At 63.9% G+C, this 22,359-nt stretch carries 22 protein-coding genes and 1 tRNA gene; 11 read left to right on the top strand and 12 right to left on the bottom strand.

Going from position 1 to position 22,359, the window contains the following annotated elements; translation table 11 throughout:
* Positions 1–50: 50 nt before the first annotated feature.
* The gene (locus ALII_RS0119175) at positions 51–2,036 is read right to left on the bottom strand and encodes an OmpA family protein (protein ID WP_024588834.1); all 1,986 of its coding nucleotides are present in this window, start codon (positions 2,034–2,036) and stop codon (positions 51–53) included.
* A gap of 179 nt (positions 2,037–2,215) precedes the next feature.
* On the opposite strand from ALII_RS0119175, the gene ALII_RS0119170 reads away from it, so the two are divergent.
* The 4 genes from ALII_RS0119170 (at position 2,216) to ALII_RS0119155 (ending at position 4,217) form a co-directional block, all read left to right on the top strand.
* Positions 2,216–2,662, top strand: a complete 447-nt coding sequence (locus tag ALII_RS0119170) for a YcgN family cysteine cluster protein (protein WP_024588833.1) — start codon at positions 2,216–2,218, stop codon at positions 2,660–2,662.
* Positions 2,663–2,729: 67 nt separating this feature from the next.
* Positions 2,730–3,143 (top strand): ketosteroid isomerase-related protein, encoded by a 414-nt coding sequence (locus tag ALII_RS0119165; RefSeq protein WP_024588832.1) that lies wholly within the window; start codon positions 2,730–2,732, stop codon positions 3,141–3,143.
* 3 nt (positions 3,144–3,146) lie between these two features.
* Positions 3,147–3,746, top strand: a complete 600-nt coding sequence (locus tag ALII_RS0119160; protein ID WP_024588831.1) for a GNAT family N-acetyltransferase — start codon at positions 3,147–3,149, stop codon at positions 3,744–3,746.
* Between the two features lie 114 nt (positions 3,747–3,860).
* A complete protein-coding gene (locus tag ALII_RS0119155) occupies positions 3,861–4,217 on the top strand; it encodes a hypothetical protein (protein ID WP_024588830.1) in 357 nt (118 codons plus the stop codon).
* Positions 4,218–4,291: 74 nt separating this feature from the next.
* Here ALII_RS0119155 and ALII_RS0119150 read toward each other — a convergent pair whose 3' ends face one another.
* The 3 genes from ALII_RS0119150 to ALII_RS0119140 all read right to left on the bottom strand — a co-directional run bounded on the left by ALII_RS0119150 (position 4,292) and on the right by ALII_RS0119140 (position 7,378).
* Positions 4,292–4,666 carry a DUF305 domain-containing protein gene (locus ALII_RS0119150; protein ID WP_024588829.1) on the bottom strand — a complete coding sequence of 125 codons (375 nt, stop codon included), beginning with the start codon at positions 4,664–4,666 and terminating at the stop codon, positions 4,292–4,294.
* Positions 4,667–4,779: 113 nt separating this feature from the next.
* Entirely contained in the window at positions 4,780–6,273 is a 1,494-nt protein-coding gene (locus ALII_RS0119145; protein ID WP_024588828.1) for a pyridoxal-dependent decarboxylase, read from the bottom strand.
* Positions 6,274–6,292: 19 nt separating this feature from the next.
* A complete protein-coding gene (locus ALII_RS0119140) occupies positions 6,293–7,378 on the bottom strand; it encodes a pyridoxal-phosphate dependent enzyme (RefSeq protein WP_024588827.1) in 1,086 nt (361 codons plus the stop codon).
* A gap of 240 nt (positions 7,379–7,618) precedes the next feature.
* Between ALII_RS0119140 and ALII_RS0119135 the strand changes: the two genes are divergently transcribed.
* On the top strand, positions 7,619–9,643 hold the full coding sequence (locus ALII_RS0119135) for a transcriptional regulator (protein WP_024588826.1): 2,025 nt from the start codon (positions 7,619–7,621) through the stop codon (positions 9,641–9,643).
* Positions 9,644–10,156: 513 nt separating this feature from the next.
* Positions 10,157–10,597 carry a hypothetical protein gene (locus tag ALII_RS0119130; protein ID WP_024588825.1) on the top strand — a complete coding sequence of 147 codons (441 nt, stop codon included), beginning with the start codon at positions 10,157–10,159 and terminating at the stop codon, positions 10,595–10,597.
* A gap of 148 nt (positions 10,598–10,745) precedes the next feature.
* Here the strand turns inward: ALII_RS0119130 and ALII_RS0119125 are convergent, their stop codons facing one another.
* Positions 10,746–11,042, bottom strand: coding sequence for a hypothetical protein (locus ALII_RS0119125; RefSeq protein ID WP_024588824.1), 297 nt, complete (start codon positions 11,040–11,042; stop codon positions 10,746–10,748).
* 370 nt (positions 11,043–11,412) lie between these two features.
* Positions 11,413–11,488 (bottom strand) — tRNA-Ile (locus tag ALII_RS0119120).
* A 119-nt stretch (positions 11,489–11,607) separates the two neighbouring features.
* On the opposite strand from ALII_RS0119120, the gene ALII_RS0119115 reads away from it, so the two are divergent.
* Positions 11,608–12,339, top strand: a complete 732-nt coding sequence (locus tag ALII_RS0119115; protein ID WP_024588823.1) for an SIMPL domain-containing protein — start codon at positions 11,608–11,610, stop codon at positions 12,337–12,339.
* Between the two features lie 20 nt (positions 12,340–12,359).
* Here the strand turns inward: ALII_RS0119115 and ALII_RS0119110 are convergent, their stop codons facing one another.
* Together ALII_RS0119110 and ALII_RS22805 are read right to left on the bottom strand one after the other, a co-directional pair.
* A complete protein-coding gene (locus ALII_RS0119110; RefSeq protein ID WP_024588822.1) occupies positions 12,360–13,781 on the bottom strand; it encodes an amidase family protein in 1,422 nt (473 codons plus the stop codon).
* 115 nt (positions 13,782–13,896) lie between these two features.
* Positions 13,897–14,127 carry a hypothetical protein gene (locus tag ALII_RS22805; protein WP_024588821.1) on the bottom strand — a complete coding sequence of 77 codons (231 nt, stop codon included), beginning with the start codon at positions 14,125–14,127 and terminating at the stop codon, positions 13,897–13,899.
* A 73-nt stretch (positions 14,128–14,200) separates the two neighbouring features.
* On the opposite strand from ALII_RS22805, the gene ALII_RS0119100 reads away from it, so the two are divergent.
* On the top strand, positions 14,201–15,361 hold the full coding sequence (locus ALII_RS0119100) for a DNA topoisomerase IB (protein ID WP_081719053.1): 1,161 nt from the start codon (positions 14,201–14,203) through the stop codon (positions 15,359–15,361).
* A gap of 133 nt (positions 15,362–15,494) precedes the next feature.
* Here the strand turns inward: ALII_RS0119100 and ALII_RS0119095 are convergent, their stop codons facing one another.
* The 4 genes from ALII_RS0119095 to ALII_RS0119080 all read right to left on the bottom strand — a co-directional run bounded on the left by ALII_RS0119095 (position 15,495) and on the right by ALII_RS0119080 (position 18,873).
* On the bottom strand, positions 15,495–16,547 hold the full coding sequence (locus ALII_RS0119095) for a response regulator (protein ID WP_024588819.1): 1,053 nt from the start codon (positions 16,545–16,547) through the stop codon (positions 15,495–15,497).
* A 5-nt stretch (positions 16,548–16,552) separates the two neighbouring features.
* Positions 16,553–16,966 (bottom strand): response regulator, encoded by a 414-nt coding sequence (locus ALII_RS0119090; RefSeq protein ID WP_029660726.1) that lies wholly within the window; start codon positions 16,964–16,966, stop codon positions 16,553–16,555.
* A 31-nt stretch (positions 16,967–16,997) separates the two neighbouring features.
* Positions 16,998–18,488, bottom strand: a complete 1,491-nt coding sequence (locus ALII_RS0119085) for a CHASE3 domain-containing protein (RefSeq protein ID WP_024588817.1) — start codon at positions 18,486–18,488, stop codon at positions 16,998–17,000.
* Between the two features lie 148 nt (positions 18,489–18,636).
* Positions 18,637–18,873: a hypothetical protein gene (locus ALII_RS0119080; RefSeq protein WP_024588816.1), complete on the bottom strand. Its 237-nt coding sequence runs from the start codon at positions 18,871–18,873 to the stop codon at positions 18,637–18,639.
* Positions 18,874–19,063: 190 nt separating this feature from the next.
* On the opposite strand from ALII_RS0119080, the gene ALII_RS0119075 reads away from it, so the two are divergent.
* Genes ALII_RS0119075 through ALII_RS0119065 form a run of 3 tightly spaced genes read left to right on the top strand, consistent with a single transcriptional unit; the run spans position 19,064 to position 22,359 of the window.
* On the top strand, positions 19,064–19,672 hold the full coding sequence (locus ALII_RS0119075) for a biliverdin-producing heme oxygenase (RefSeq protein WP_024588815.1): 609 nt from the start codon (positions 19,064–19,066) through the stop codon (positions 19,670–19,672).
* A gap of 37 nt (positions 19,673–19,709) precedes the next feature.
* On the top strand, positions 19,710–21,947 hold the full coding sequence (locus ALII_RS0119070; protein WP_024588814.1) for an ATP-binding protein: 2,238 nt from the start codon (positions 19,710–19,712) through the stop codon (positions 21,945–21,947).
* Positions 21,916–22,359 (top strand): response regulator, encoded by a 444-nt coding sequence (locus tag ALII_RS0119065; RefSeq protein ID WP_024588813.1) that lies wholly within the window; start codon positions 21,916–21,918, stop codon positions 22,357–22,359. Before ALII_RS0119070 ends, ALII_RS0119065 begins: the two co-directional genes overlap by 32 nt.

Genomic DNA, 22,359 nt, shown 5'->3' with positions numbered 1-22,359 from the left:
CGGGCTGACGCCCGAGGGGGATGGGGCAGGGAACCTTGTATGTAGGTACCCTACTGAGCCTGTGCCACCGGGGCGACAAGCTGGGTGATGCGGCGGACGGCGACGCGGCGATTGCGGCGCTCTTCCGACTGGGTCTCGACCTTCAGATACTGCTCGCCATAGCCCTGGGTGACCAGGTTTTCCGGCGGGATATCGAAGAAGTCCGTCAAGGCGACGGCCACGGCTTCAGCGCGCTGGTCCGACAGGGCCAGATTGGCTTCATCCGAACCGACCGCATCCGTGTGGCCTTCAATCAGGAAGGTCTCGGCCGGATTTTCCTCGAGCATCCGGGTCATCGCGTCGGCGAGGCCCTGAAGACGGGGAACTTCGCTCTGCGGGATCGAGGCCGAGCCGAAGTCGAAGGTCAGCGTGTCGAGGTCGACGCGGCGTGCGATGTCACGAACGCGCGAGGAGTATTTCACCTCGTCGATCGTATAGACCTCGCGAACCTGTTCGACCGGAGGCTGGTCCAGGAACTCGTAATAGATGTCCGGGTCCTCGACGCGATTGGCCTCCAGGATGTACTGGCTGACGGGGATCGTGAGCTGCAGCGGCGGCAGGTCACGAGCCGGGTCGCGCCAACGACGCGGGCGATCGTAGTCGAAGCGACGATCGTCGGCGTAGACGAGGACGTATTCACGGCCGTCCGGCGCGAAACGCGAGCGCTGGATGACGTCGCCGTAACGGTCGCGGATGGTGACGATCTCGACGCCGTTCGGACGCACGATCACTTCACGCGTGCGGCCACGCGGCAGCTCCTCGTAGTACACTTCGGACTCGCGAACGAGACGCGGGCGGTCGTCGCTCTGGATCACCGTCGTGTTGTTGAAGTTGACGATGAAGCGGTTGTCGATCTCACGAACGACCTCGGCTCCCTCGCGACGCTCACGACGACGCTCACGGATCTCCGTCTCCTCCAGGCGGCGGCCTTCCTCGGCACGCAGCGACTGAATTTCGATCGGCTGTTCGAGAACCTGGGCGTCCTGCTCGGAAGTCGGGGCAGGGCCGGCCGGACGGGCACGACGCGCACGCTCTTCCTCGATCTGCTCGGGCGTTTCGCCGTCGGCAGCGGCTTCGGCCTCGAATGCAGCCTCGGCCTCGGCGGGCTCGACCTTCTGCGAATCGAGGATCGGAGCGAGATCGTCGGTTTCCTCGAAGGCCTGTTCCGGCGGAATCTCGACCTGCAGGGCCTCGCCGGCTTCGGCCGGCTGTTCGACGGCACCTTCGACTTCAGCTTCGCCCTCGACGGTAGCGCCGCCTTCGACGGGCGCCGCGCCTTCGGCAGGAGCGGCATCCTCGGCAGGGGCTTCTTCAGCCGGAGCCGCATCCGTGGGAGCTTCTACGGGCGCAGGCGCTTCCTCGGCGGGTGCCTCTTCGGCAGCGGGCTCTTCAGCCGGCGCTTCTTCTTCCACTGGGGCTTCTTCAGCTTCCGGCGCTTCCTCAGCGGCCGGAGCTTCCTCTGCGGGAGCTTCCTCAGCCGCAGGTTCTTCAGCCGGAGCTTCCTCGGCTGCCGGAGCCTCTACGGGGGCCTCTTCGGCAGCAGGCTCTTCGGCCGGAGCTTCCTCGGCGGCGGGCTCTTCAGCCGGAGCCTCTTCTGCAGCCGGCTCTTCCTCGGCGGCGGGTTCTTCGGCCGGGGCCTCTTCTTCGGCAGGTGCTTCCTCGGCGGCCGGCTCTTCGGCCGGAGCCTCCTCGGCAGCAGGCTCTTCAGCCGGAGCTTCCTCAGCGGGCGCCTCTTCCGCGGGCGCTTCTTCCTCTACGGGTGCCTCTTCGGCGGCATCCTGAGCTTCCTGAGCTTCCTGCGCTTCGCGCTGCAGGCGCTGCTCTTCGGTTTCCTCGGTTGTCGCCTGTGCGAGGATGACCGGCGCATTGAGCTGCCCATCCTTTTGCATGGCGTCGAAATCGGGCTGTGCGCCGGCGAAAGGCGCCGCGCTTAGCTGAGCGGTGGCCATGATCAGCCCAAGGGCCGTCCCGGCCAGTATCCGCGACTGTCTCTTCATTAGAGTGTGCTCCTGAAATGGGTCCCAACCCGGCTTCAACAGAAAGACCAGCTTTTTGTTCCGGATTGGCGGGAAAACAGGCTCTTCCGGGGCCATTTGGCGGCATTGCGGCGGCAAATCGATCGAGATCGCGGACGTTCCCGCTTGACCGCGAAAGGGCGCGGGTCCACATCGGCGCAATGTCCGAACCCTTCTGGAAAACCAAAACCCTCGAAGCGATGACCACGCCTGAATGGGAAGCGCTGTGCGATGGCTGCGGCAAGTGCTGCCTGTCGAAGCTGGAGGAAGAGGACACCGGCGAGATCTACTGGACCAGCATCGGCTGCCGGCTCTTCGACGCCGGCAATTGCCGCTGCTCCGACTATCCCGGCCGGCTCGCCAAGGTGCCGGATTGCGTCAAGCTGACGCCGCACAAGGTGCGTACGCTGCCCTGGCTGCCCTCGACCTGCGCATATCGTCTTGTCGCAAACGGCGAGGACCTGAAGTGGTGGCACCACCTCGTCTCGGGATCGCGCGAGACCGTGCATGAGGCCGGCATTTCGGTGCGCGGCAAGGTGACCGCGCTCGAAACCGACATGGAGAGCGTGGACGACTATTTCGACCATATGCTGGACGAGGAGCCATAAGGCGCTTGCGCTCAGGAGTGTGCGCAGCCTACCTCACAGGCCTCGACCTCGAACGAAGGAACCCCCGATGAGCCAGACCGAAACCAAAGTCCTGATCGAGCGCTATCTCGAAGCCTTCAATGCCGGCGACAGCGCGGCGATGCTCGACTGCCTCGACGAAGATGTCGCGCACGACATCAACGAGGGTGGCCGCGAGATCGGCAAGGACAAGTTCAAGTGGTTCCTCGGCATGATGGACCGCCACTACAAGGAAGAGCTGGCCGACATCGTCATCATGACCAACGAGACCGGCAGCCGTGGCGCCGCCGAGTTCACCGTGCATGGCGAATATCTGGCGACCGCCGAAGGCCTGCCCGAGGCGAACGGCCAGCGCTACTCCGTGCCGGGCGCGATCCTGTTCGAGATCGATGGCGGGCGCATCTCCCGGGCGACGACCTATTACAATCTCAAGAACTGGATCGCAGCGGTTTCGAAGGGCTGAACGGTGACCGTCACCGTCCGGCGCTTGGCGCGCAGCGAGGTCGAGGCGCGGATCGACGATCTGGCGGCGCTGCGCATCGAGGTCTTTCGGGCGTTTCCCTATCTTTACGACGGGGATGCCGGCTACGAGCGGGATTATCTGGCGACATATGTGAAAGCGCCGGGTGCGGTGGTGATCGGTGCGTTCGACGGCGAGGCGCTGGTGGGGGCGGCGACGGCGTCGCCGCTTGGCGAGCATCACGGCGAATTCGCCGCGCCCTTCAGCGAGCGCGGCCTCGACATCGACGACTTCTTTTATTTCGGCGAATCCGTTCTCAAGGCGGGGTATCGGGGGACGGGCATCGGCGTGCGCTTCTTCGAAGAGCGGGAGCGGGCGGCGCGCGAGCAGAACTTCGCCAAATGCGTCTTTTCGGCCGTGGTTCGCCCGGCGGATCATCCTATGCGACCTGGCGACTACGTCCCGCTCGACGGTTTCTGGCGCAAGCGCGGCTATCGCCGGATCGAGGGGCTGGAGACGCATTATTCCTGGCGGGATGTCGGCGCCGACGAGGCGAGCGAGAAGCCGATGGAATACTGGATCAAGGAGTTCGACACTTCGACATGAACCGCGCATGAATGCGAGGTTCCGAACATGTTCAGTTTCCCGGCGCCATTCTCTTCCGATCGCCCTGAGCGACACGAGATGTCCTGATCCGCATCATCGACGAGGAGAGACAAGATGTTCAAATTCGCAAAGACGGCCGCGCTTTCCGCCTTGATCGGCCTCGGCGCCCTTGCCGTCGCGCCCGCACAGGCCAACGCGACCGGCCTTCAGTTCCACGGCAATGCCGGCACCGTCACCGTCCAGTGGGGCGGCGGCTATCGCGGCGACCGCTGGCACCGCGGCGGCCCGCGCCATCATCGCCAGGCCTGCACGCCCGGCCAGGCGGTTCACAAGGCGGCGCGCATGGGCCTTCGCAATCCGCGCGTCGTCAACGCCAACCGCAACGTGATCCGCGTTGCCGGCCGCGCCTGGCGCCATGGCCGCACGGCGATCGTCTTCGCCCGCGCGCCGAACTGCCCGGTCATCAGATAAGAGCCGCGAGACTGATCCGCGGAAGACGAAAGGCGCCGGACCGGCATGGTCCGGCGCCTTTCGCACGTTCGGGACTATTCGGTGTCGTTCGCCTCGAGCCAGGCTTCGAGTTGCGCGATCTCGCGCTCCTGCGCCGCGATGATCTCCTCGGCAAGCGCGCGCATTTCCGGGTCGTCGCCTTCCTCGATCTGGATGCGCGCCATGTCGATCGCGGCCTGGTGATGCGGGATCATGCCGCGTGCGAAGTCGATGTCGGCATCGCCCGAATAATCCATCGCGGCCATGTCCTCGTGCATCTGGTCCATCGCCGCGCGGTAGGCCGTCGTGGATGCGGATTCGCTTTGCGCGCCGCCGTGGCCGGCATGGCCGTCATGCGCGGTCTGCGCGTGGACGCCGGTGGCGCCGAGGGCGAGCAGGGAGGTCAGGGCAATAGTTCGGGCAAGCCTCATCGGGAACAATCCTCGTGTTCGATGCAATCGGACAGAAGATAGAAGTTCCAGCAGGTGGAAGCTCAACCGGAAATTATCAGGGGGCACCGGGGCGGATGGGACGGCGGAGTAGCCTAGCGGGCTGAAGCTCGGATCTGCCTTTCCAGTTCGCTTCCGAGGCGCAGGATTTCATCGACGAGCAGGGCGATGTCCGCGTAGCGCGTGCGGTGGTTGCAGATCGCGGCGCGCAGGCAGTGCCTCCCGCGCAGGGTCGTGTCGGAAAGCACGGCGGTGCCGTTCTCCTGAAGCCGCAGCATGATCTCCACGTTCAGGGCCTTCACGGCCGCTTCGTCCAGATCGTGCGGATCGTAGCGGAAGCAGACGATGTCGATCGGGGCCTTCGCCATCAGACGGAGCCGCGGTTCGCCCTCGATGAGGCGGGCCAGATATTGGGCCTGGTCGATGTTCTGATCGATCAGGCGTCCGAATTTCTCGACGCCATGCTCCTTGAGGCTCATCCAGACCTTGAGTGCGCGAAAGCCGCGCGAGGTCTGCAGGCCGAACTCATGCAGCCAGTCGCCCGTGGCCAGCCCTCGTGGCGCCGGCTGGAGATATTCGGGCATCGTGGCGAACGTCTTGCGATGCGCGGTCGCGTCGCGCACCAGGCAGCACCCGACATCGAACGGCGCATGGAGCCATTTGTGCGGGTCGAGCGCGAGCGAATCGGCGTGATGAAGCCCGGCGACAAGCCGACGCCCGCGCGGCGCGATCGCCAGCAGTGCGCCGATGCAGCCGTCGACATGGAGCCACAAATCCTCGTTTGCAGCGAGCGCGGCCAGCGCTTCCAGATCGTCGATGGCGCCCGTATTCACGGCACCGGCATTGGCGATGATGCATGCGGGCTGAAGGCCCGCCGCCCTGTCCTGCGCGATGGCCGCCTCGAGTGCAGACAGGTCGATGCGGAATTCGGCGTCGCTTGCGATGCGCCGCAGGGCGCGGTTGCCCAGACCCAGCGTCTCGACCGCCTTGCGATGGCAGGAATGAATCTGGTCGGAACCATAGAAGCGGAGCGGCCGGGCGAGCGCCGCCATGCCCTCTTCGCGGATGTCGATGCCCGCCTTGACGTTGCGCGCGACGGTGAGGCCGACGAGGTTGGCGATCGAGCCGCCGCTGACGAGCAGCCCGCTGGCTTCGGCTGGAAATCCGACCATCTCTTTGCACCAGTCGATGACCTGCCGTTCGATGGGGACGGCGGCATGATTGCCGCCGCCCAGATTCGAGCCCTGGATGGCGGCGATGAAATCCGCCAGGGCGCCAGTCATGTTGCTGGAGCCCATATACCAGGCCCAGAAGCGCGGATGCACGTTGCCCATCGGGTAGGGCATGACGTTCTCGGATACGGCGCGAAGGATTTCGCCGAGAGGCTGAGGTTCGCGCGGCAGCGGCTCGGTGAACCGTTCCCTCACATCCGCCGGCATGTCGCGCCAGGCTGGACGCGTTCGCACGTCCCTGAGATATGCCACCGCCTCGTCGACCACCCGATGGGCGATACCGGCCATTTCGGGCCAGTCCACCGGGTCGAGCGTCTCTTCGGCGGCAATTGCGAGGGATGAGCGAACTGCGTCCATCATATGCTCCTTTCGAGCCTCAAGCCGCGAACTGAAAGCCCGGCGTCGACAGCGACAGCGCGCGTTCCTCCTCGTCCATCTCGGTCTCGATGCCCTCGAAAAGGGGCGTCGACAGATATCGCTCGCCGGTATCGGGAAGCATGCACAGGATGACCGAGCCGGCCGGCGCGCGTTCGGCGACCTGGCGGGCGATGCCGAAGGTCGCGCCCGCAGAGATGCCGCAGAAAATGCCTTCCCTGCGTGCCAGTTCGCGCGTCCATTTCATGGCCTCGGGGCCGGAGATGGGGATGACTTCGTCGTAAAAATGTTTGTCGATCGCTTCCTGCAGGACATTGGGGATGAAATCCGGCGTCCAGCCCTGGATCGGATGCGGCTCGAAGGCGGGATGGCTGGCTCCCGGTGCGCCGTCGCGGCCGCGCTCCTGCGCATGGCCGCTGCCGAGAAGCTGCGCGTTGGCCGGCTCGCTGAGCACGATCCGGGTCTCCGGACGCTCGCGTCGCAGCACGCGGCCGACGCCGGCAACGGTGCCGCCGGTGCCGTAGCCGGTCACGAAATAGTCGAGGCGCGACCCGGCGAAATCATTGATGATCTCACGCGCGGTCGTCATCTCATGGATATCCGCATTGGCCGCCGTCTCGAACTGGCGGGCGAGAAACCAGCCATTCGCCTCGGCCAGTTCGACCGCCTTCTGGTACATGCCGAACCCTTTGAGCGCGCGCGGCGTCAGCACGACCTTGGCGCCGAGCATTCGCATCAGCTTGCGGCGTTCGACCGAGAAGCTGTCGGCCATTGTGACGACGAGCGGGTATCCCTTCTGGGCGCACACGATCGCCAGACCGATGCCGGTATTGCCGCTCGTCGCCTCGACCACGGTCTGCCCGGGCTTCAAGAGGCCGCGCCGCTCGGCATCCTCGATGATGTTGAGCGCGAGCCGGTCCTTGACCGATCCGGCCGGATTGAAGAACTCGGCCTTCACATAGATCGTGGCGTGGTCGACGCCCAGATTGTTGATCCTGACGGTCGGCGTGTCGCCGACCGTATCGAGGATGCTGTCGAACAGCCGGCCCCGGCCGGTGGTGGTGCGTATCGCTTCGTGCATGTGCATGATCGATCTCCTGTGTGTCGATTTTCTGCTGGACGGCGGCCCAAGGCGACGATGCCGACCACGAAGCTCAGTCGATGCGGCAATCATCCGCTGGGCCGGTGTATTCTACGCCGAAAGACCCGGTCGTGCTGATCCGGACGGCGCTGTCTCCCTCATGCGCAGAAGCCGGATGCGATCACCCGGCCATAGTGGTAAAGTCGAGCCGCGGGCGGGAGCGTGGTTGGAAGCGTGGAAACGCGCATGGAAACGCTTGAACGCGGCGACGAGGCCAATGCCGCCGCATTGACGATATCGATGTTCGGGCGGCTTTCCGTCGTTCGCAGCGGCGTTCCGGTCGACCTTCCGCCTTCGCGGAAGGTGCGGGCGCTACTGGCGTATCTGTCCGTTTCCGCGCACCCCGTTGGCCGCGGCCGTCTTTGCGAGCTACTCGGCGATGTGCCGAACGATCCCAAGGGCGAACTGCGCTGGTGCCTGAGCAGGCTCAGGGCGATTCTCGACGAGCCGGGACGTGCCCGCGTCACTTCCAGAAGCGATATGATCTCGCTCGACCTGACGGACTGCCTGGTCGACGCGGTGCAGGTCGAAGCGGCGATGCGGGCCGGACTGGAAACGCTCGATCTTGCCAGCCTGAGCAGGCTCTGCCGCCTCTTCGCCGGCGATTTCCTGGAAGGCCTGGACCTGCAACGCAGCCCACAGCTCGACTATTGGGTGGCGACCCAGCGAAGCCGTTATCGCGCCAGCCATGCGGCCCTGCTCGAAAGACTGGTGGCACTCTTGCCGAATGATCCACGCGAGGCGCGGCCGCATGTGGAACGCTGGGTCGAGCTTTCCCCGTTCGACGCGCGGGCGCAAATCCTGCTTTTAAGAACTTTGCTTGCGTGCGGGTTGCCCGCCGAGGCCGAACAGCACCTCGCCGCGATCGCGCGCTTGTTCGAGGCTGAGGATATGGAGTTCGACCCGATCCGGCGGGCGTGGCAGGACATGCGCAACGATCAGGCGCCTGCCCAGCCTTCCGAGCGAGCGCCGGTCTACGCGATCGAACATGCCCATCAGGAGACGCCGGCGATCGAGCAGGCGCGACTGCAGCGGGCATCGCTTGCCGTCATGCCCTTCGCGGAGCCGGACAGGCTGAATGGGGAGGCCGGATTTGCCGATGGCCTGACCCACGACATCATCACGCGGCTCGCCAAGCTGCGGAACCTGTTCATCATCGCCCGCGGCTCCGTGTTCGCACTTTCGGAACGAGGCACCGGACCGGAGGATGCGGCGAAGCGGCTGAATGTCGACTATTTCACCACCGGCATGGTGCGGCGAAGCTCAGGCCGCATCCTGGTGTCGGTCGAACTGGTCGAGGCGCGGACCACGAGGATCGTCTGGTCGGACGAATTCGACCTCAAACCGGACGATGCCTTCCTCCTCCTCGACGACATCTGCAACATGATCGTCTCCTCCATCGCCAGCGAGGTCGAGACCGCCGAGAAGAACCGCGCCATCTTGAAGCCGCCCAATTCGCTCAACGCCTGGGAGGCCTATCATCGCGGACTCTGGCACATGTACCGCTTCACCAAGGCGGACAATGACCTCGCCCATCAATTCTTCAAGCGCTCGAGCGAGGCCGATCCCACCTTTGCCCGCGCCTATGCGGGAATCTCGTTCACGCATTGGCAGAACGCCTTCCAGCACTGGGCCGATCGCGACCAGGAAGCCGACCTCGCCTATGAGGCGGCCGGCCGAAGCCTGATCGTCGACGATCACGACCCCGCGGCGCACTGGGCGATGGGGCGGGCGCTGTGGTTGCGCAGCAGCCAGGACCAGGCGGTCGCCGAACTGGAGCGGGCGGTGGACCTCAGCCCCAATTTCGCGCTCGGCCACTACGCGCTCTCCTTCGTGCAATCCCAGTCCGGCGATCCCGCTGCCGCCATCGCCTCGTCGGATCATTCGCGCAGTTTGAGCCCGTTCGATCCGCTGCTGTTCGGCATGCTCGGCGCCCGCGCCATGGCGCATGTGCGGCTAGGGCAATATGAGGAGGCCGCGGAATGGGCGATCAAGGCTTCCGCCAGGCCCAATGCCCACAACATCATTCTGGCGATCGCCGCATATTGCCTGGCACTTGCCGGACGCGTCGAGGAGGGCCGGGTGTTCGCGGTAATGATCCGGAAATCATTGCCGAATTTCGGCGTGAACGACTTTCTCTCCACCTTTCGATTCTCGCCGGAAGCCGAAGCGCTGTTTCGCACCGGCGCAAGTCGCGTGGGTCTGGATTGACGTTGCCGAGAAGGTTTCGGGGCTAAATTCCGACGGAGCGGGTTTTATCCGGCGTCATCGCAATCCGGTCGCGACGCCGGCGAAGCCGGGTTGAGGCGATGGTGGGCCCGGAGACAACCGTGAAACGTTGAAATCGTTGAGTTTTCTCGGGTCATTCAACTTGGATACCCCCTAGGATACCCCCCATTTTTCAAGGTGCAGACATTGCGATTCCACAGCGGACAAGGGTGCAACGCCTACTGTTCATCCTTAGTGGATTCGTGTGCAGAAGTCAGCTATGTCAGTTCCTACGTTCGCTTATGCAGACATTCAAACTCGCAAGCCTTGACATACAGACCATAGGGATGTAGATACGGTCCCATGATGTGGAGGAAGGACGCTCCCCACGTTAAAAACAGAAACGTCCGTTGAAAGATGTGGCCGTAGGGTGTGCGCCACGTTAAATAAAGAAGTACCTGATTGAATGAAAAAAGGCCCGCAAGGGCCTTTTTTTTATGCCTTGGGGGACGGGGATTGCTACTGCAGAAATTGGAAGCGGTGTTCTTTGATGAGAATGAGCACTTGGTCGAAGTGCTCGACAAGCGCGCCGGGGTTTGGGACGGGGAGAAAGAACGGGGCTATGGCATTCTCGTTATTTCTCATAACGGGCTTCGGTTCGGCATACCGCTCCGCTCCCACATAAAGCACAAGGCATGCTTCATAACGAATGGCACGAAGGGATTAGACTATTCGAAGTCGATCCTCCTGGTGAAGGACGAGTATATCTCGGCTAGGCCGTTTACGATCCCATCCGACGAGTACGTCAGGATCAAAGACCGCACGTTGCACATCTCAACTCAGTTTGAGAAGTACGTTGACCGATACGTCATCGGCGTAACGAAGGATGATCAAAATATCCTTCGGCCCTACCGATTCTCGACGCTTCAAAATTATCACGCTGAACTAGGTATCTGAAAAGCGAATACCCGCGAGGACCGATTAAGGGTGTCGCGGGCATCTAGAATTTGAGAACTTGACGTTGTTCTCGTGCTCGATAGGTAGCATCCCTTATATACTTCAAGAAGGTGTGAACTTGGAAGTGAGCGGTAATCCGCCGATCGCCCTAATGCCCCTGATTAGCTTTATCGACCAACTCCATCGCTGCCGCATAAGAGATGAGTTTGTCGCAACCCAGTTTGTCCGCAAACCGGTGGCAGTCTGACAAGGGCATATTACTCAGGACAAGCGAGGATGCTGGTATTTCTCGCAAAATCCGACCGTCGTCTGTCATGAACGCATTTCCGTGAGTGGTCGTTGGCTTTAAGCCGTCCACCAAGTGTTCACACCCGAACAGGCTCTGAAGTTTCTGAGCGTTGCGGGTTTTCCCGCACTGCTGCGGGCCAAATACGATTACGGTCATTTTAGATCCCTCTCACGAATCCAGGAATATGTTCCTATCACAATGACGGCGATTCTCAGGTAGTCAACACTTAGTTGACTAGTGAAGGACTCGAACCTGCAACGCTTAGGACACGAACCCGCAACCGCACGGGGCAATACATGCTGCATTACTTGCTCGGTCGTGGCACTATACAGAAGCGCCTAAGTCCATGATCGAGCAGTGGAATCTCGAAGCCAGCCGCTAGAATCTATACTTCGCCTCGAACCCACCAGGGGCATCGCGGGACTCGAACGCAGGGGTATTCGCTATTTTCGTTACCCCCAAATCGTCATTTTGGGCACTTTTGACGCACCCTAAGTCATTGATTTTATTGAGGTAAGAAGTGAGTTGGTGGGCCCGGAGGGACTCGAACCCCCAACCAAGCGGTTATGAGCCGCCGGCTCTAACCATTGAGCTACAGGCCCCACACGGGTGTTGGCATTAGTGGCTTTTGGCCGGGTGCACAAGCTTTGCGGCGCCGCAATGCGCCCATAATCGCTGCTTACGCATTCAAATTCGATCCGCATATTCCGGGAGTTACCTCATGCGCCTTCTCGTCTCGACCGCCATCCTCGCGCTTGCCCTGCCGCTTGCCGCACACGCTCAGGAGGAGCGGCCCTTTCCCAAGATCGTCGTCTCCGGCATGGGCGAGGCTGCCGTTGCGCCGGACATGGCGATCGTCAACCTTGCCGTCTTGCGCGAGGCCGAGACCGCGCGCGCGGCGCTCGACGACAATAACGAGGCGATGGCCGACGTGATCGCGGCGATGAAGGAGGCGGGGATCGCGGATCGCGACCTGCAGACAGCGGGGCTGTCGATCAACCCGCGCTACGTCTACCCGGAGAACAATGACGGCACGGAACAGCCGCGGATCGTCGCCTATCAGGTGACCAACAATCTGACGATCCGCATCCGTGACATCGAGAAGGTGGGCGAGATCCTCGACCAGTCGGTGACGCTGGGCGTCAACCAGGGCGGGTCGATCTCCTTCGTCAACGACGATCCGTCGGCCGCGACCGCCGAGGCGCGCCGCAAGGCCGTCGAGGATGCGATGGGCCGCGCGCGGACGCTGGCGGAAGCGGCCGGCGTGACGCTGGGCGACGTGATCGGGATGTCGGAGCGCACCGCTCCGCCGCCGATGCCGATGCAGGAGCGCGCAATGATGCGGATGGCAGCCGATTCGGGCGGCTCCGTTCCCGTCGAGACGGGCGAGAACAGCTATGTCGTCCATGTCGACGTGACGTTCGCCATCGGCGGCAGCGAAGCGCCCGAATAAGGCGCTCAGCTTAGAGCGCGTCAGTTTCCCGGGCGCGGATCGATCGGCTCGACCGTGCCGAGATCGAGATGGCGTTCAAGGGCGGCGGCTCCGGCCAGGAGCCGCGCCTCGCCGCGCGGTCGGGCTGCGATCTGCAGACCGACCGGCAGTCCCTCGCGCGTGAAGCCGCAGGGCAGCGACAGAGCAGGGCCAGTCGTCAGCGTGACGGCGAAGGCGATGGTCAGCCAGTCGATATAGGTGTCGAATTTCACGCCGGCGCATTCGGTGACGTAGCGGTTCTCGACCGGGAAGGGCGAGACGATGGTCGCTGGCGTCAGCAGGAGGTCGTAGTCCTCGTAGAAGGCGAGGGCACGGGTGATGATGCCGGCGCGGCGTGCCTCGGCTTTCGCGACGTCGCCGACGGTGAGCGCCAAACCCTTCTCGATGTTCCAGATCACTTCCGGCTTCAGCAGATCGCGATGCGTTTCGAGCTTGGCGGCGTGGCCGGTGGCGAAGCTGACGGCGCGCAACGTCTGGAAGGTTTCGCGCGCGTCCGAGAGGTCGGGATGGGCGTCGGCGACTTCGACGCCGAGCTCGGTGAAGCGGTAGGCGGCTGTGCGGCAGATGTCGGCGACTTCCGGATCGACCGGGGTGATGCCGCCGAGATCGGCGGAAAAGGCGACGCGCTTCGGCAGGGCGCGGCTTTGCGCGGCCTTGCGGAAGCTGGTGCCGTCGCGCGGCAGCGAGATGGGGCTCGCGGGATGTTCGCCGGTCATGGCGTCTAGAAGGAGCGCGACGTCCTCGACGGTGCGGGCCATCGGTCCTTCGACGGACAGGATGTCATCGACGAGCATGCCCGGATCGGCGGCGACGCGGCCGGGCGAGGGGCGCAGGCCGACGATGCCGTTGAACGAAGCGGGATTGCGCAGCGAGCCGCCGAGGTCCGAGCCCTGCGCCAGCCACGCCATGCCGGTGGCAAGCGCGACGGCCGAGCCGCCAGACGAGCCGGCGGCCGAGCGGGACGTGTTCCACGGATTGAGCGTTGCACCAAAGACGTCGTTGAATGTGTTCGCGCCGGCGCCGAATTCGGGCGTCGCGGTCTTGGCGTAGATGATGGCGCCTTCGTCTTCCAGATTCGCGACCATGATATCGGAGCGGGCAGGGACGTGGTTCTCGAAGATGCGCGAGCCGTGGGTGGTGCGCACGCCTTCGACCTCGGTCAGGTCCTTGATGGCGACGGGCGCGCCGGTAAGCTGGCCCCGCTCGGCGACCGGGCGCCTGGCGATGTCGTCGGCATGTTTGCGGGCGCGCTCGAAGGCGAGGGTGGGCAGCGCGTTGACGGCGGGGTCGACAGCGGCGATCCGCTCTTCCAGTGCGTCGAGCAGTTGGCGCGGCGACCATTTTTCGGTGCGCAGCCCATCGACGATTTCACAGGCGGATTTGCGGATCAGTTCGGACGTCATTCCATGTGCCTCCCAAATTGCCGTTCCCTGATAGCGGGGCGGGAGAGGACGTCCAAGGGCCAGACAGCAAAAAGCCCGGCGAAACCGCCGGGCCAGAACGAACAGCCTCCAATGATCAGGCGAAGCGCGCGGTGGCGCGGCTGCGCGTCGCAGAGGGCGAGACGAACGCCTCCGCCAGTTCGAGGTCTTCATGTCCGATCAGGCGCTTCGGATCGCTGCCGATGGCGTCGATGATTTCGGGCGCAAGGGCATTGGCGGCGAGTGCCGAGTCCCAGGCGTTGCGGGCCTCGCGCTCTGCGCGGATCAAAGCGGAGAGAGCGAGAATGAGCCGGTCGCGATGGTCCATGAGGGGTATGCCTATGTTTTCTTGTGATCGTCTTTTGCGGCCAGCCTTTTGGGGCGGGCGGATGGAAACGCGAATGGAAAGGCGCGGTTCCCGCGCGACGCGCTTCCTGAAAGGAACCTTCGACGCATCCGGCGCATTTGGCGAAACTGACCAGGAGCGATGCGGCGTGCTCGAAACCCTATCCAGAGAAAACAGGCCGGCAGACGATCTGCCGATCGCGCTGCGCCGGCCGGACGACCTCTCCTATGTCAGCGACGCGGAACCCGGCATCAGGCGAAAGCGGGCCGGCAAGGGGTTTTCGTTCCTGACGCCGGAAGGGGCGAAGCTGACGGACCGCGACGAGATTGCCCGGATCAAGGCGCTTGTCATCCCGCCGGCCTGGAGCGATGTGTGGATTTCGCCCGACCCGCTCGGCCATATCCAGGCGACGGGGCGCGATTTGAAGGGGCGCAAGCAATATCGCTACCACGCGCGCTGGGGCGAATATCGCGACGACGTGAAGTACCAGAGCCTCGTCGACTTCGCGACGGCGCTGCCGCGGCTGCGCGAGAAGATGGAAGCGGATCTGCGCAAGCGCGGGCTGCCGCGCGAGAAGGTGCTCGCCTCCATCGTCTGGCTTCTCGACAACACGATGATCCGCGTCGGCAATCCGGCCTATGCGCGCGAGAACAAGAGCTTCGGGCTGACGACGCTGCGGGCGCGCCATGTAGAGGTCGAGGGCTCCAAGCTGCGCTTCGCCTTCAAGGGCAAGTCCGGCAAGGAATGGAATTTGAAGCTCGTCGACAAGCGCATGGCGCGGATCATGAAGGACATTCTGGACCTGCCCGGCCAGCATCTCTTCCAGTATCGCGACGAGGAAGGTGAGCGGCGCATGGTGCGCTCGCAGGACGTCAACGCCTACATCCGCGAGGCGACGGGCGAGGAGTTTTCCTCCAAGCATTTTCGCACCTGGGGCGGGACGACCAGTGCGGCCGCCCTTTTTTCGACGGTCGAGCTGCCGGAAACGAAAACCGAGACGGCGCGTGTTCTCAACGCCCTCATCGACAAGGTGGCGGCGCGGCTGGGCAACACGCGCGCGGTCTGCCGGCGCTGCTACATTCATCCGCGTGTCGTCGATTCCTGGTCAACCGGGCGGCTGATGGAGGAACTGGCCGAAGCGCGCAAGCGCTATCGCAAGCCGATCGAAGGGCTGGACGAGGAAGAGGCGCTGGTGCTGCGCTGGCTTTCCGGCTGAATCTCGGCCTGGATGGCCTGCAAACGGCAGGTTCCTGCGCTTCCGGTGCTCATGTACCCAAAAGTACATTCCGCTCCGGTTCTCGGACCCAACCGTTTTCGGCTCATCCAGACCAAGATTTGGGGCGCAGCGTTCAGTGCTGGGAGGGGCGGCCGATCGGCAGGTCCATCGTCAGGCGCGTGCCGCCGATGCCGTCGCCATAGACGATTGAGGTGTTGAGGCTGGTCGCCATCGCCTTGACGATGCGCGAGCCTAGCCCCGTTCCCTTGGGCTGACCTTCACCGTTCCAGCCGATGCCATCGTCTTCCACGCGCAGGATCGCCGAATCGTCGCCGGCGCGGCGGATGTAGACGCGCACTTCGCCTTCGGCGTCGCCGGGATATGCGTATTTGTAGGCGTTGGTGACCAGTTCGGTGACGATCATGCCGATCGAGACGGCCTTGTCGGTGGGAACGGTCAGGGGCTCCAGATCGGCGCGGATACGCGAGGCGTGGCCGGCGGCCTTCATCGAGGTGTCGAGTTCGGCGATCAGGGTCGAGATATAGGCATCGAGGTCGACCATGGTCACGTCATCGGACGTGTAGAGCCGGCGATGGAGGCCGGCGATGGCCGATATGCGCGCCTGGGTCTCGGCCAGCGCATCCTTGGCCTTCGGCTCGGAGACGGCGGAGGTCTGCATGCGCACGAGGGCGGCGACGAGCGCAAGCGAATTGGCGACGCGGTGATTGACTTCGGCGAGCAGGATGACCGCCCGGTCGCGCGCGTCGCGAACCTCCTTTTCGGCGTTCTCCTTCTCCCGCTGCAGCCTGGCCTTTTCGATCGACTGGTCGATCGCGCTCGACAGGAGGACGAAGAATTCGTCGCCGACGCTCTTCAGGACGTAGTCGGCGGCGCCCGCCTTCAGCGCCTCGACGGCGACGGTCGCTTCGGAGGAGCCGGTCACGTAGACGACCGGCGGCGCGACCGTACGCTTCTTGAGAGCGGCCAGCATGTCGAGCCCAGTCCCCGACGCCAGATAATGATCCAGCACCACGACGTCGAATGTCTGCGCGTCGACGCGCGTCAGGCCATCGGCGATGTCGCCCGAATGCTCGACGACGAAGCCCTGGCGCTCGAGGCGCTTTTGAACAAGGCGCGCAAGGGCAGGGTCGTCGTCGACATAAAGGACGCGGACGGGATCGGTCATCGGCTTCAAGCGGTCTCGGGGACCTGCATCACCGAGAAGAACAGACCGAGCTGGCGGATCGCATTGGCGAAACCGTCATAGTCGACCGGCTTGGTGATGTAGACGTTGGCGCCCAGATCGTAGCAGCGCTGGATTTCGCGCTGGTCGTCCGTGGTGGTGAGGACGACGACGGGCGAGCGCTTGGTGTGGACGTTGTTCTTGATCTTCTCGAGGATGTCGACGCCGGTCATGTCCGGCAGATTCAAGTCGAGTAAAATCAGGAGCTGGCGGCGTGCGCTGTCCTCGCCCGAACCGTCGGCGCCGAAGAGATAGGAAAGCGCGGACGTGCCGTCGGTGAACGGGATGATCTGGTTGCTGACGCCGGCGCGGCGGATGTTCTTCTCGATCAGGCGCGCATGGCCCTCGTCGTCCTCGATCATGATGATCGTCACTGGCTGTCCGTCGGTCAACTCATGCACTCCTTTGAACCGTGGGAAGTTTTTCGGGCAGCGTCACCCGGAACGTGGTTCCGCGTCCGAACTCGGACTCAAGGGTGATATCGCCGCCAAGGTTCCGAACCAGCGTGCGAACATGGGCGAGGCCGATGCCTTCGCCGGGCTTGTCCTGCGTGCCGGAACGGCGGAAAAGATCGAAGACGCGCTGGTGATCCTGCTCGGCGATGCCGCGGCCATTGTCCTTGACGTCGATGACGATCTGGCGACCGTTCATCTTGCGGGCGGAGACGTCGATCTCGATCGGGCGATCGGGCGCGCGGTACTTCACCGCATTGTCCAGGAGATTGCCGATGATCTGCTCCAGCGACAGGCGGTCGGACAGGATCGGGGGGACCGCGACATCGACGTCGATGCGCCCTTCGCTGTCGGCGACCTGATGCTGCATCGTGTTGGCGTTGGCCTCGATCAGTTCCTTCAAGTCGATGCGCTCCGGCTTCAGGGGACGGCGCCCGTCGCGCGAAATCTTGAGGATCGCGTTGATCAGTGCATCCATCTTGCGCGTGGACGAGCGGATGAAGCCGATCGCCTCGGGCAGGTCTTCCGATGCGGCGAGGCGTGCATCGGTGATCTCCTGTTCGGAAAGCGGGTCGCCATCGGCCAGGACGTAGGTCTGGATCGTCTTCATGGTCGAGTCGAGCTCGCTGGTGAAGCCCATGATGTTGACGAGCGGCGCGCGCAGGTCGTGAGTCACGATGTAGGCGAAGCGCTGCACTTCCTCGTTGGCGCGGACGAGATCCTCGGTGCGCTCGGCGATGCGCTGCTCGAGGCCGGCATTGAGTTCCTTGACTTCCTCGCGTGCATCGAGGAGTTCGCGGGTGTAGCGAAGCGCCATCCAGACGGCCGTTCCGACCACCGCGAGGATGACGAGCGCGCCGAGAAGCGTCGTCAGGCGCAGCCAATTCGCCGTCTCGCGCTGCCGCTCGGCGCCGGTGTCGAGCCGCTCGTCGGCGGCGCGGATGATAGCGGTGAAGAGCTCGCGCGCCTCGTCCATGATCTGCTTGCCGCGATCCGTCCGCACGATCTCCACGGCGGCCGCGACGTTGCCCTGGCGCACGAGGTCGATCGTCTCGTCGATCTCGGCGACCTTGAGATTGATGCCCTCGAGCAGACGTTCCATCGGCTCGGTGGCCTGCGGATAGGGCAGGAGAATGGTGCGCAGCCGCTCGTAGCGCTCCATCACCGTTCCGCGCGCGGCCTGGTAGGGTTCGAGATAGCGCTCTTCCTGCGTCAGGATGTAACCGCGCTGGCTGGTCTCGATGTCCTGAAGCGCGCTGCGCAGGTCGACCGTCGCGGACCGCGCCTGGCGGGCCTCGATCACCTCGTCGAAATGGTGCTGCGTCTGCTCGACGAGCCAGATCGACGTGCCGACGATCGCCACCAGTGCGAGCATGCCGATAAGCAGCAGGATCGCAGTCGACCTGACGAAGTTTTTATTTGCAATCGGCATTCAAACGTTTTCGCCCAGAGTCCCTGAGCGAGCAATGGCGCATCGGATCGCGAAACGCCACTAGATTTTTTATAGCCCGGCCCCCGTCACATGGAAAAACACCCGCCGGCTGAACCGGCGGGTGTTTCGTTCAATCATTTGACAGTGATCAGTCGCCGTCGGTCGTCACGTCCACGTCCGGAACGTCCACGTCCGGCACATCGACATTGGGCGTGTCGATGGTCACGTTTACGTCGTCGGCACCGCCGCCGCCGCCGAAGCCGCCGAGCAGCCACACGCCGCCGATGATGACGACGATGGCGAGCACGAGCGCAACGGCCCAGCCGCCACCACCGCCACCGCCGCCACGACCCGTATTGATAATCGTCGGTCCACGATCAGACATGGATATTTCCTCTCAAACTATGGGCAATCCGCCGGCGGATCAGTCTTGGCGGCGGATGCGATGTCCCTTTTCGCGCTGCAACAATGTGCGATCGTGCATTTTGGTTCCTGCTAATTAAGCGGGTTGCGCTTCGCATTCGTCGCCGGAGCGCATAGGGTCGCCGCGACAAGAGACAGACGGGCGGCTCCACTTGCATCGATTCTTCCTGCGCGAGGCGACGCGCGACCTTCATCACGAACTCGACACGGCGATCTCGCAACTCGACCTTGGCGAGGCTGACGACTACGCGGCTTTCCTGCGCATTCATGCGGCCGCGCTCCTGCCGCTGGAGGCCGCGCTCGAGGCGGGCGGTATCGCGTCGCGCTTTGCGGCCTGGCCGCGCCATCGGCGCAGCGAAGCGCTGAAAGCCGATCTGCGCGCGTGCGGCATCAAGCATGAGTACAGCGAGACGCCGGGGCCGATCGAAAGCACCGAAGCGCAGATGGGCGTGCTCTACGTGCTGGAGGGGTCGCGGCTCGGGGGCAGGTTGCTGGCGCGGCAGGCGGCAGGGCAGGAGGGGCGCAATGCGTTTCTGCTGCATGGGGCCGGGCTGCCCTTGTGGCAGGATTTTCTGAGCCAGCTCGAGCGCCTGCCCGACGACAATGCGACGCGGGACGGACTGGCGGATGGCGCCTGCATGGCGTTCACGCTTTATGGGCGAGCCGCCGGCCGAATCCTCGGCGCCATGCAACGCCCTGCGGTCGAAGCCGTTGGGTCTGTCGAAAACGCGAATCGCATTGCCGCCCCCAACCAATCGTGAAACGGTGCCGAACGCACATCTGGAGCACACCCCGCGCATGAACGTCAAAGTCCCGACCGACCTCGATCTGTGCGCGCAGGAGCCGATCCGCATCCCCGGCGGGATTCAGCCACATGGAGCGCTGATCGTGCTCGACGCGGGTCTGGCCACCATCTTGCAGGCAAGCGCGAACGCTCCCGAATTTCTAGGCTTCGACGCGAAGGCGGGCGCGACGCTCGACAGCGGACCGCTGGCCGCGGCGCTGACCGCCTTGCGGGCGAACGCGGCCGGGGACCCGTTCCTGAAGCCCATCGAGATCGGCGGCAAGTGCCTGCTGGTTTCCGCGCATGGCACGGCGCAGGGCGTGATCGTCGAGTTCGAGGAAACCGATCCGGATATCCTCGCCTCCAATCCCTATCCAAGGATGCAGCGCTTCGTCGACCGCATCGAAAGCAGCCAGGACATCGACAATGTCCTTGCCGAGGCGGCGCGGGAGGTTCGTGACCTGACCGGGTTCAACCGGGTGATGATCTATCGCTTCGATGCGGACTGGAACGGGACCGTGATCGCGGAGGATGGCGACGGCGTGTTGCCGTCCTATCTCGACCTGCGCTTTCCGGCGACCGACATTCCCGCCCAGGCGCGGGAGCTTTATCTGCTCAACCGGCTGCGGCTGATCCCCAGTTCCAGCTACGAGCCGGTGCCGATCGAACCGGCGACCTCGCCGGTGGACGGCGCTCGGCTCGACCTTTCGGATGCCGCGTTGCGCAGCGTCTCGCCGATCCATCTGGAATATATGCGCAATATGGGGACCGGCGCGTCCATGTCGATTTCGCTCGTGGTCGATGGCGCGCTGTGGGGGCTGATCTCCTGCCACAACCGGAACCCGATGGAGGTCGATGCCCGCATCCGGGCGGCCTGCGAATTCCTGGGGCGCATCGTCGGACACCAGATCGCCTTCCACGAACGGCGCCGCGAGAGTGCGGATCGGCTGGCGCTGAAGCGGGTGGAAACGGAACTCGTCTCGCATCTGGCGCGCACGCCGGTCTTTCAGGAAGGGCTCGTTGCGCGTTCGCAGCAATGGCTGAAACTGACCAATGCCGAGGGCGCGGCGGTGATCACCGAGGGCATGGTGCTGACCACCGGACAGGTGCCACCTTCCGACCGGATCAAGGACCTGGCGCGCTGGCTGCAGGGAATGGATGTCGATCGGGTTTTCGCCACGCGCGAACTTGGCAAGCACTGGTCTGCGGGCAGGACGATCGCCGATGTCGCGAGCGGGGTGGTCGCGGTGCCGATCTCCCAGCGCCATGCGAGCTTCATCATGTGGTTCCGGCCGGAACTCAAGCATACGGTCAAGTGGGGCGGCGAGCCGGCCAAGACCGTCGACGACCGCGCGATGCGGATCAGTCCGCGCACATCGTTCGAGATTTGGAAGGAGACGGTGCGGGGCCGCGCCGTGCCGTGGTCGCGCGCGGAGCTCCACAGCGCCGAGGATTTTCGCCAGTCGGTGGTCGATCTCGTTCTTCAGCGCGCCGAGGAGCGGGCGGAGATGACGGAGGAACTGCAGCGCTCAAACAAGGAACTGGAAGCGTTTTCCTACTCCATCAGCCACGATCTGCGCGCGCCGTTCCGGCACATTGCCGGCTATGCGCAGCTTCTGAAGGAGGAAGAGCCTTCGCTGAAGGATCTGTCGCGGCACTATATCGAAGGCATTTCGCAGGCGGCGGTGACGGCGGGACAGCTTGTCGACGATCTTCTGCAGTTTTCCCAGCTCGGACGCACCGGCCTCAAGATGTCGCGCATCGACATGAACAAAGTGGTCGAGGAAATCCAGCGCGGCCTTTCGCACGAAATGGAAGGACGGCGGATCGAATGGAAGGTCGAGGAGGACCTCCCGGTCGCATGGGGCGACCCGTCGCTGGTGCGTCAGGCGATGTTCAACCTTGTCGAGAACGCGGTGAAATATTCGCGCGACAGCGACCCGGCGATCATCACCATCGCCGGCAGCCGCAATGCGGACGGGGCGACGCGTTACAGTGTCGCGGACAATGGCGTCGGCTTCGACATGACCTATGTGGGCAAGTTGTTCCAGGTCTTCCAGCGGCTGCACCATTCCGACGAATTCGACGGCACTGGCATCGGGCTGGCCTTGACGAAACGCATCGTCGACCGCCATGGAGGATCGATAAGCGCAGAAGGGACGCTGGGCAAAGGGGCGATGTTCACAATCGAACTGCCCGATCGAAGAGGCGAAAACGAACGTGGCAAGCTTGAGACCGATCCTGCTGGTTGAGGACAATCCGGCCGATATCGAACTGACCGTCGCCGCACTGCGCAAGACGAACATCGCAAACGAGATCGTCATCGCGCGCGATGGCGTCGAGGCGCTCGACTATATCTTCTGCGAAGGCGATCACGCGGCGCGCGACGGCGAACAGCCGGCGGTCATCCTGCTCGATCTGAAGCTGCCGAAAGTGGACGGGATCGAGGTGCTAGAGAAGGTCAAGAGCCATCCGCGCCACCGCAACATCCCGATCGTCATGCTGACCTCTTCGCGCGAAGAGACCGACGTGGTCCGGTCCTACGAGCAGGGGGTCAACTCGTTCGTGGTCAAGCCCGTCGACTTCAACGCCTTCTTCGAGGCAATCCGGAACCTGGGGCTCGTATGGGCCGTTCTCAACGAGCCCTATCCCGGAGGCCGTTGA

It is taken from the genome of Aliihoeflea sp. 2WW, assembly GCF_000497755.1.
Lineage (GTDB): Bacteria > Pseudomonadota > Alphaproteobacteria > Rhizobiales > Rhizobiaceae > Aliihoeflea.
This window is presented reverse-complemented; position numbering and strand designations above follow the sequence as displayed.

Coding starts and splice junctions, on each gene's coding strand:
- ALII_RS0119085 (WP_024588817.1), bottom strand. CDS start 18,488: ATGCCGATTGCAAATAAAAACTTCGTCAGGTCGACTGCGATCCTGCTG.
- ALII_RS0119155 (WP_024588830.1), top strand. CDS start 3,861: ATGTTCAAATTCGCAAAGACGGCCGCGCTTTCCGCCTTGATCGGCCTC.
- ALII_RS0119145 (WP_024588828.1), bottom strand. CDS start 6,273: ATGGACGCAGTTCGCTCATCCCTCGCAATTGCCGCCGAAGAGACGCTC.
- ALII_RS0119165 (WP_024588832.1), top strand. CDS start 2,730: ATGAGCCAGACCGAAACCAAAGTCCTGATCGAGCGCTATCTCGAAGCC.
- ALII_RS0119150 (WP_024588829.1), bottom strand. CDS start 4,666: ATGAGGCTTGCCCGAACTATTGCCCTGACCTCCCTGCTCGCCCTCGGC.
- ALII_RS0119175 (WP_024588834.1), bottom strand. CDS start 2,036: ATGAAGAGACAGTCGCGGATACTGGCCGGGACGGCCCTTGGGCTGATC.
- ALII_RS0119135 (WP_024588826.1), top strand. CDS start 7,619: ATGGAAACGCTTGAACGCGGCGACGAGGCCAATGCCGCCGCATTGACG.
- ALII_RS0119140 (WP_024588827.1), bottom strand. CDS start 7,378: ATGCACATGCACGAAGCGATACGCACCACCACCGGCCGGGGCCGGCTG.
- ALII_RS0119110 (WP_024588822.1), bottom strand. CDS start 13,781: ATGACGTCCGAACTGATCCGCAAATCCGCCTGTGAAATCGTCGATGGG.
- ALII_RS0119095 (WP_024588819.1), bottom strand. CDS start 16,547: ATGACCGATCCCGTCCGCGTCCTTTATGTCGACGACGACCCTGCCCTT.
- ALII_RS0119080 (WP_024588816.1), bottom strand. CDS start 18,873: ATGTCTGATCGTGGACCGACGATTATCAATACGGGTCGTGGCGGCGGT.
- ALII_RS0119170 (WP_024588833.1), top strand. CDS start 2,216: ATGTCCGAACCCTTCTGGAAAACCAAAACCCTCGAAGCGATGACCACG.
- ALII_RS0119070 (WP_024588814.1), top strand. CDS start 19,710: ATGAACGTCAAAGTCCCGACCGACCTCGATCTGTGCGCGCAGGAGCCG.
- ALII_RS0119125 (WP_024588824.1), bottom strand. CDS start 11,042: ATGACCGTAATCGTATTTGGCCCGCAGCAGTGCGGGAAAACCCGCAAC.
- ALII_RS0119090 (WP_029660726.1), bottom strand. CDS start 16,966: ATGATCGAGGACGACGAGGGCCATGCGCGCCTGATCGAGAAGAACATC.
- ALII_RS22805 (WP_024588821.1), bottom strand. CDS start 14,127: ATGGACCATCGCGACCGGCTCATTCTCGCTCTCTCCGCTTTGATCCGC.
- ALII_RS0119100 (WP_081719053.1), top strand. CDS start 14,201: ATGGAAAGGCGCGGTTCCCGCGCGACGCGCTTCCTGAAAGGAACCTTC.
- ALII_RS0119115 (WP_024588823.1), top strand. CDS start 11,608: ATGCGCCTTCTCGTCTCGACCGCCATCCTCGCGCTTGCCCTGCCGCTT.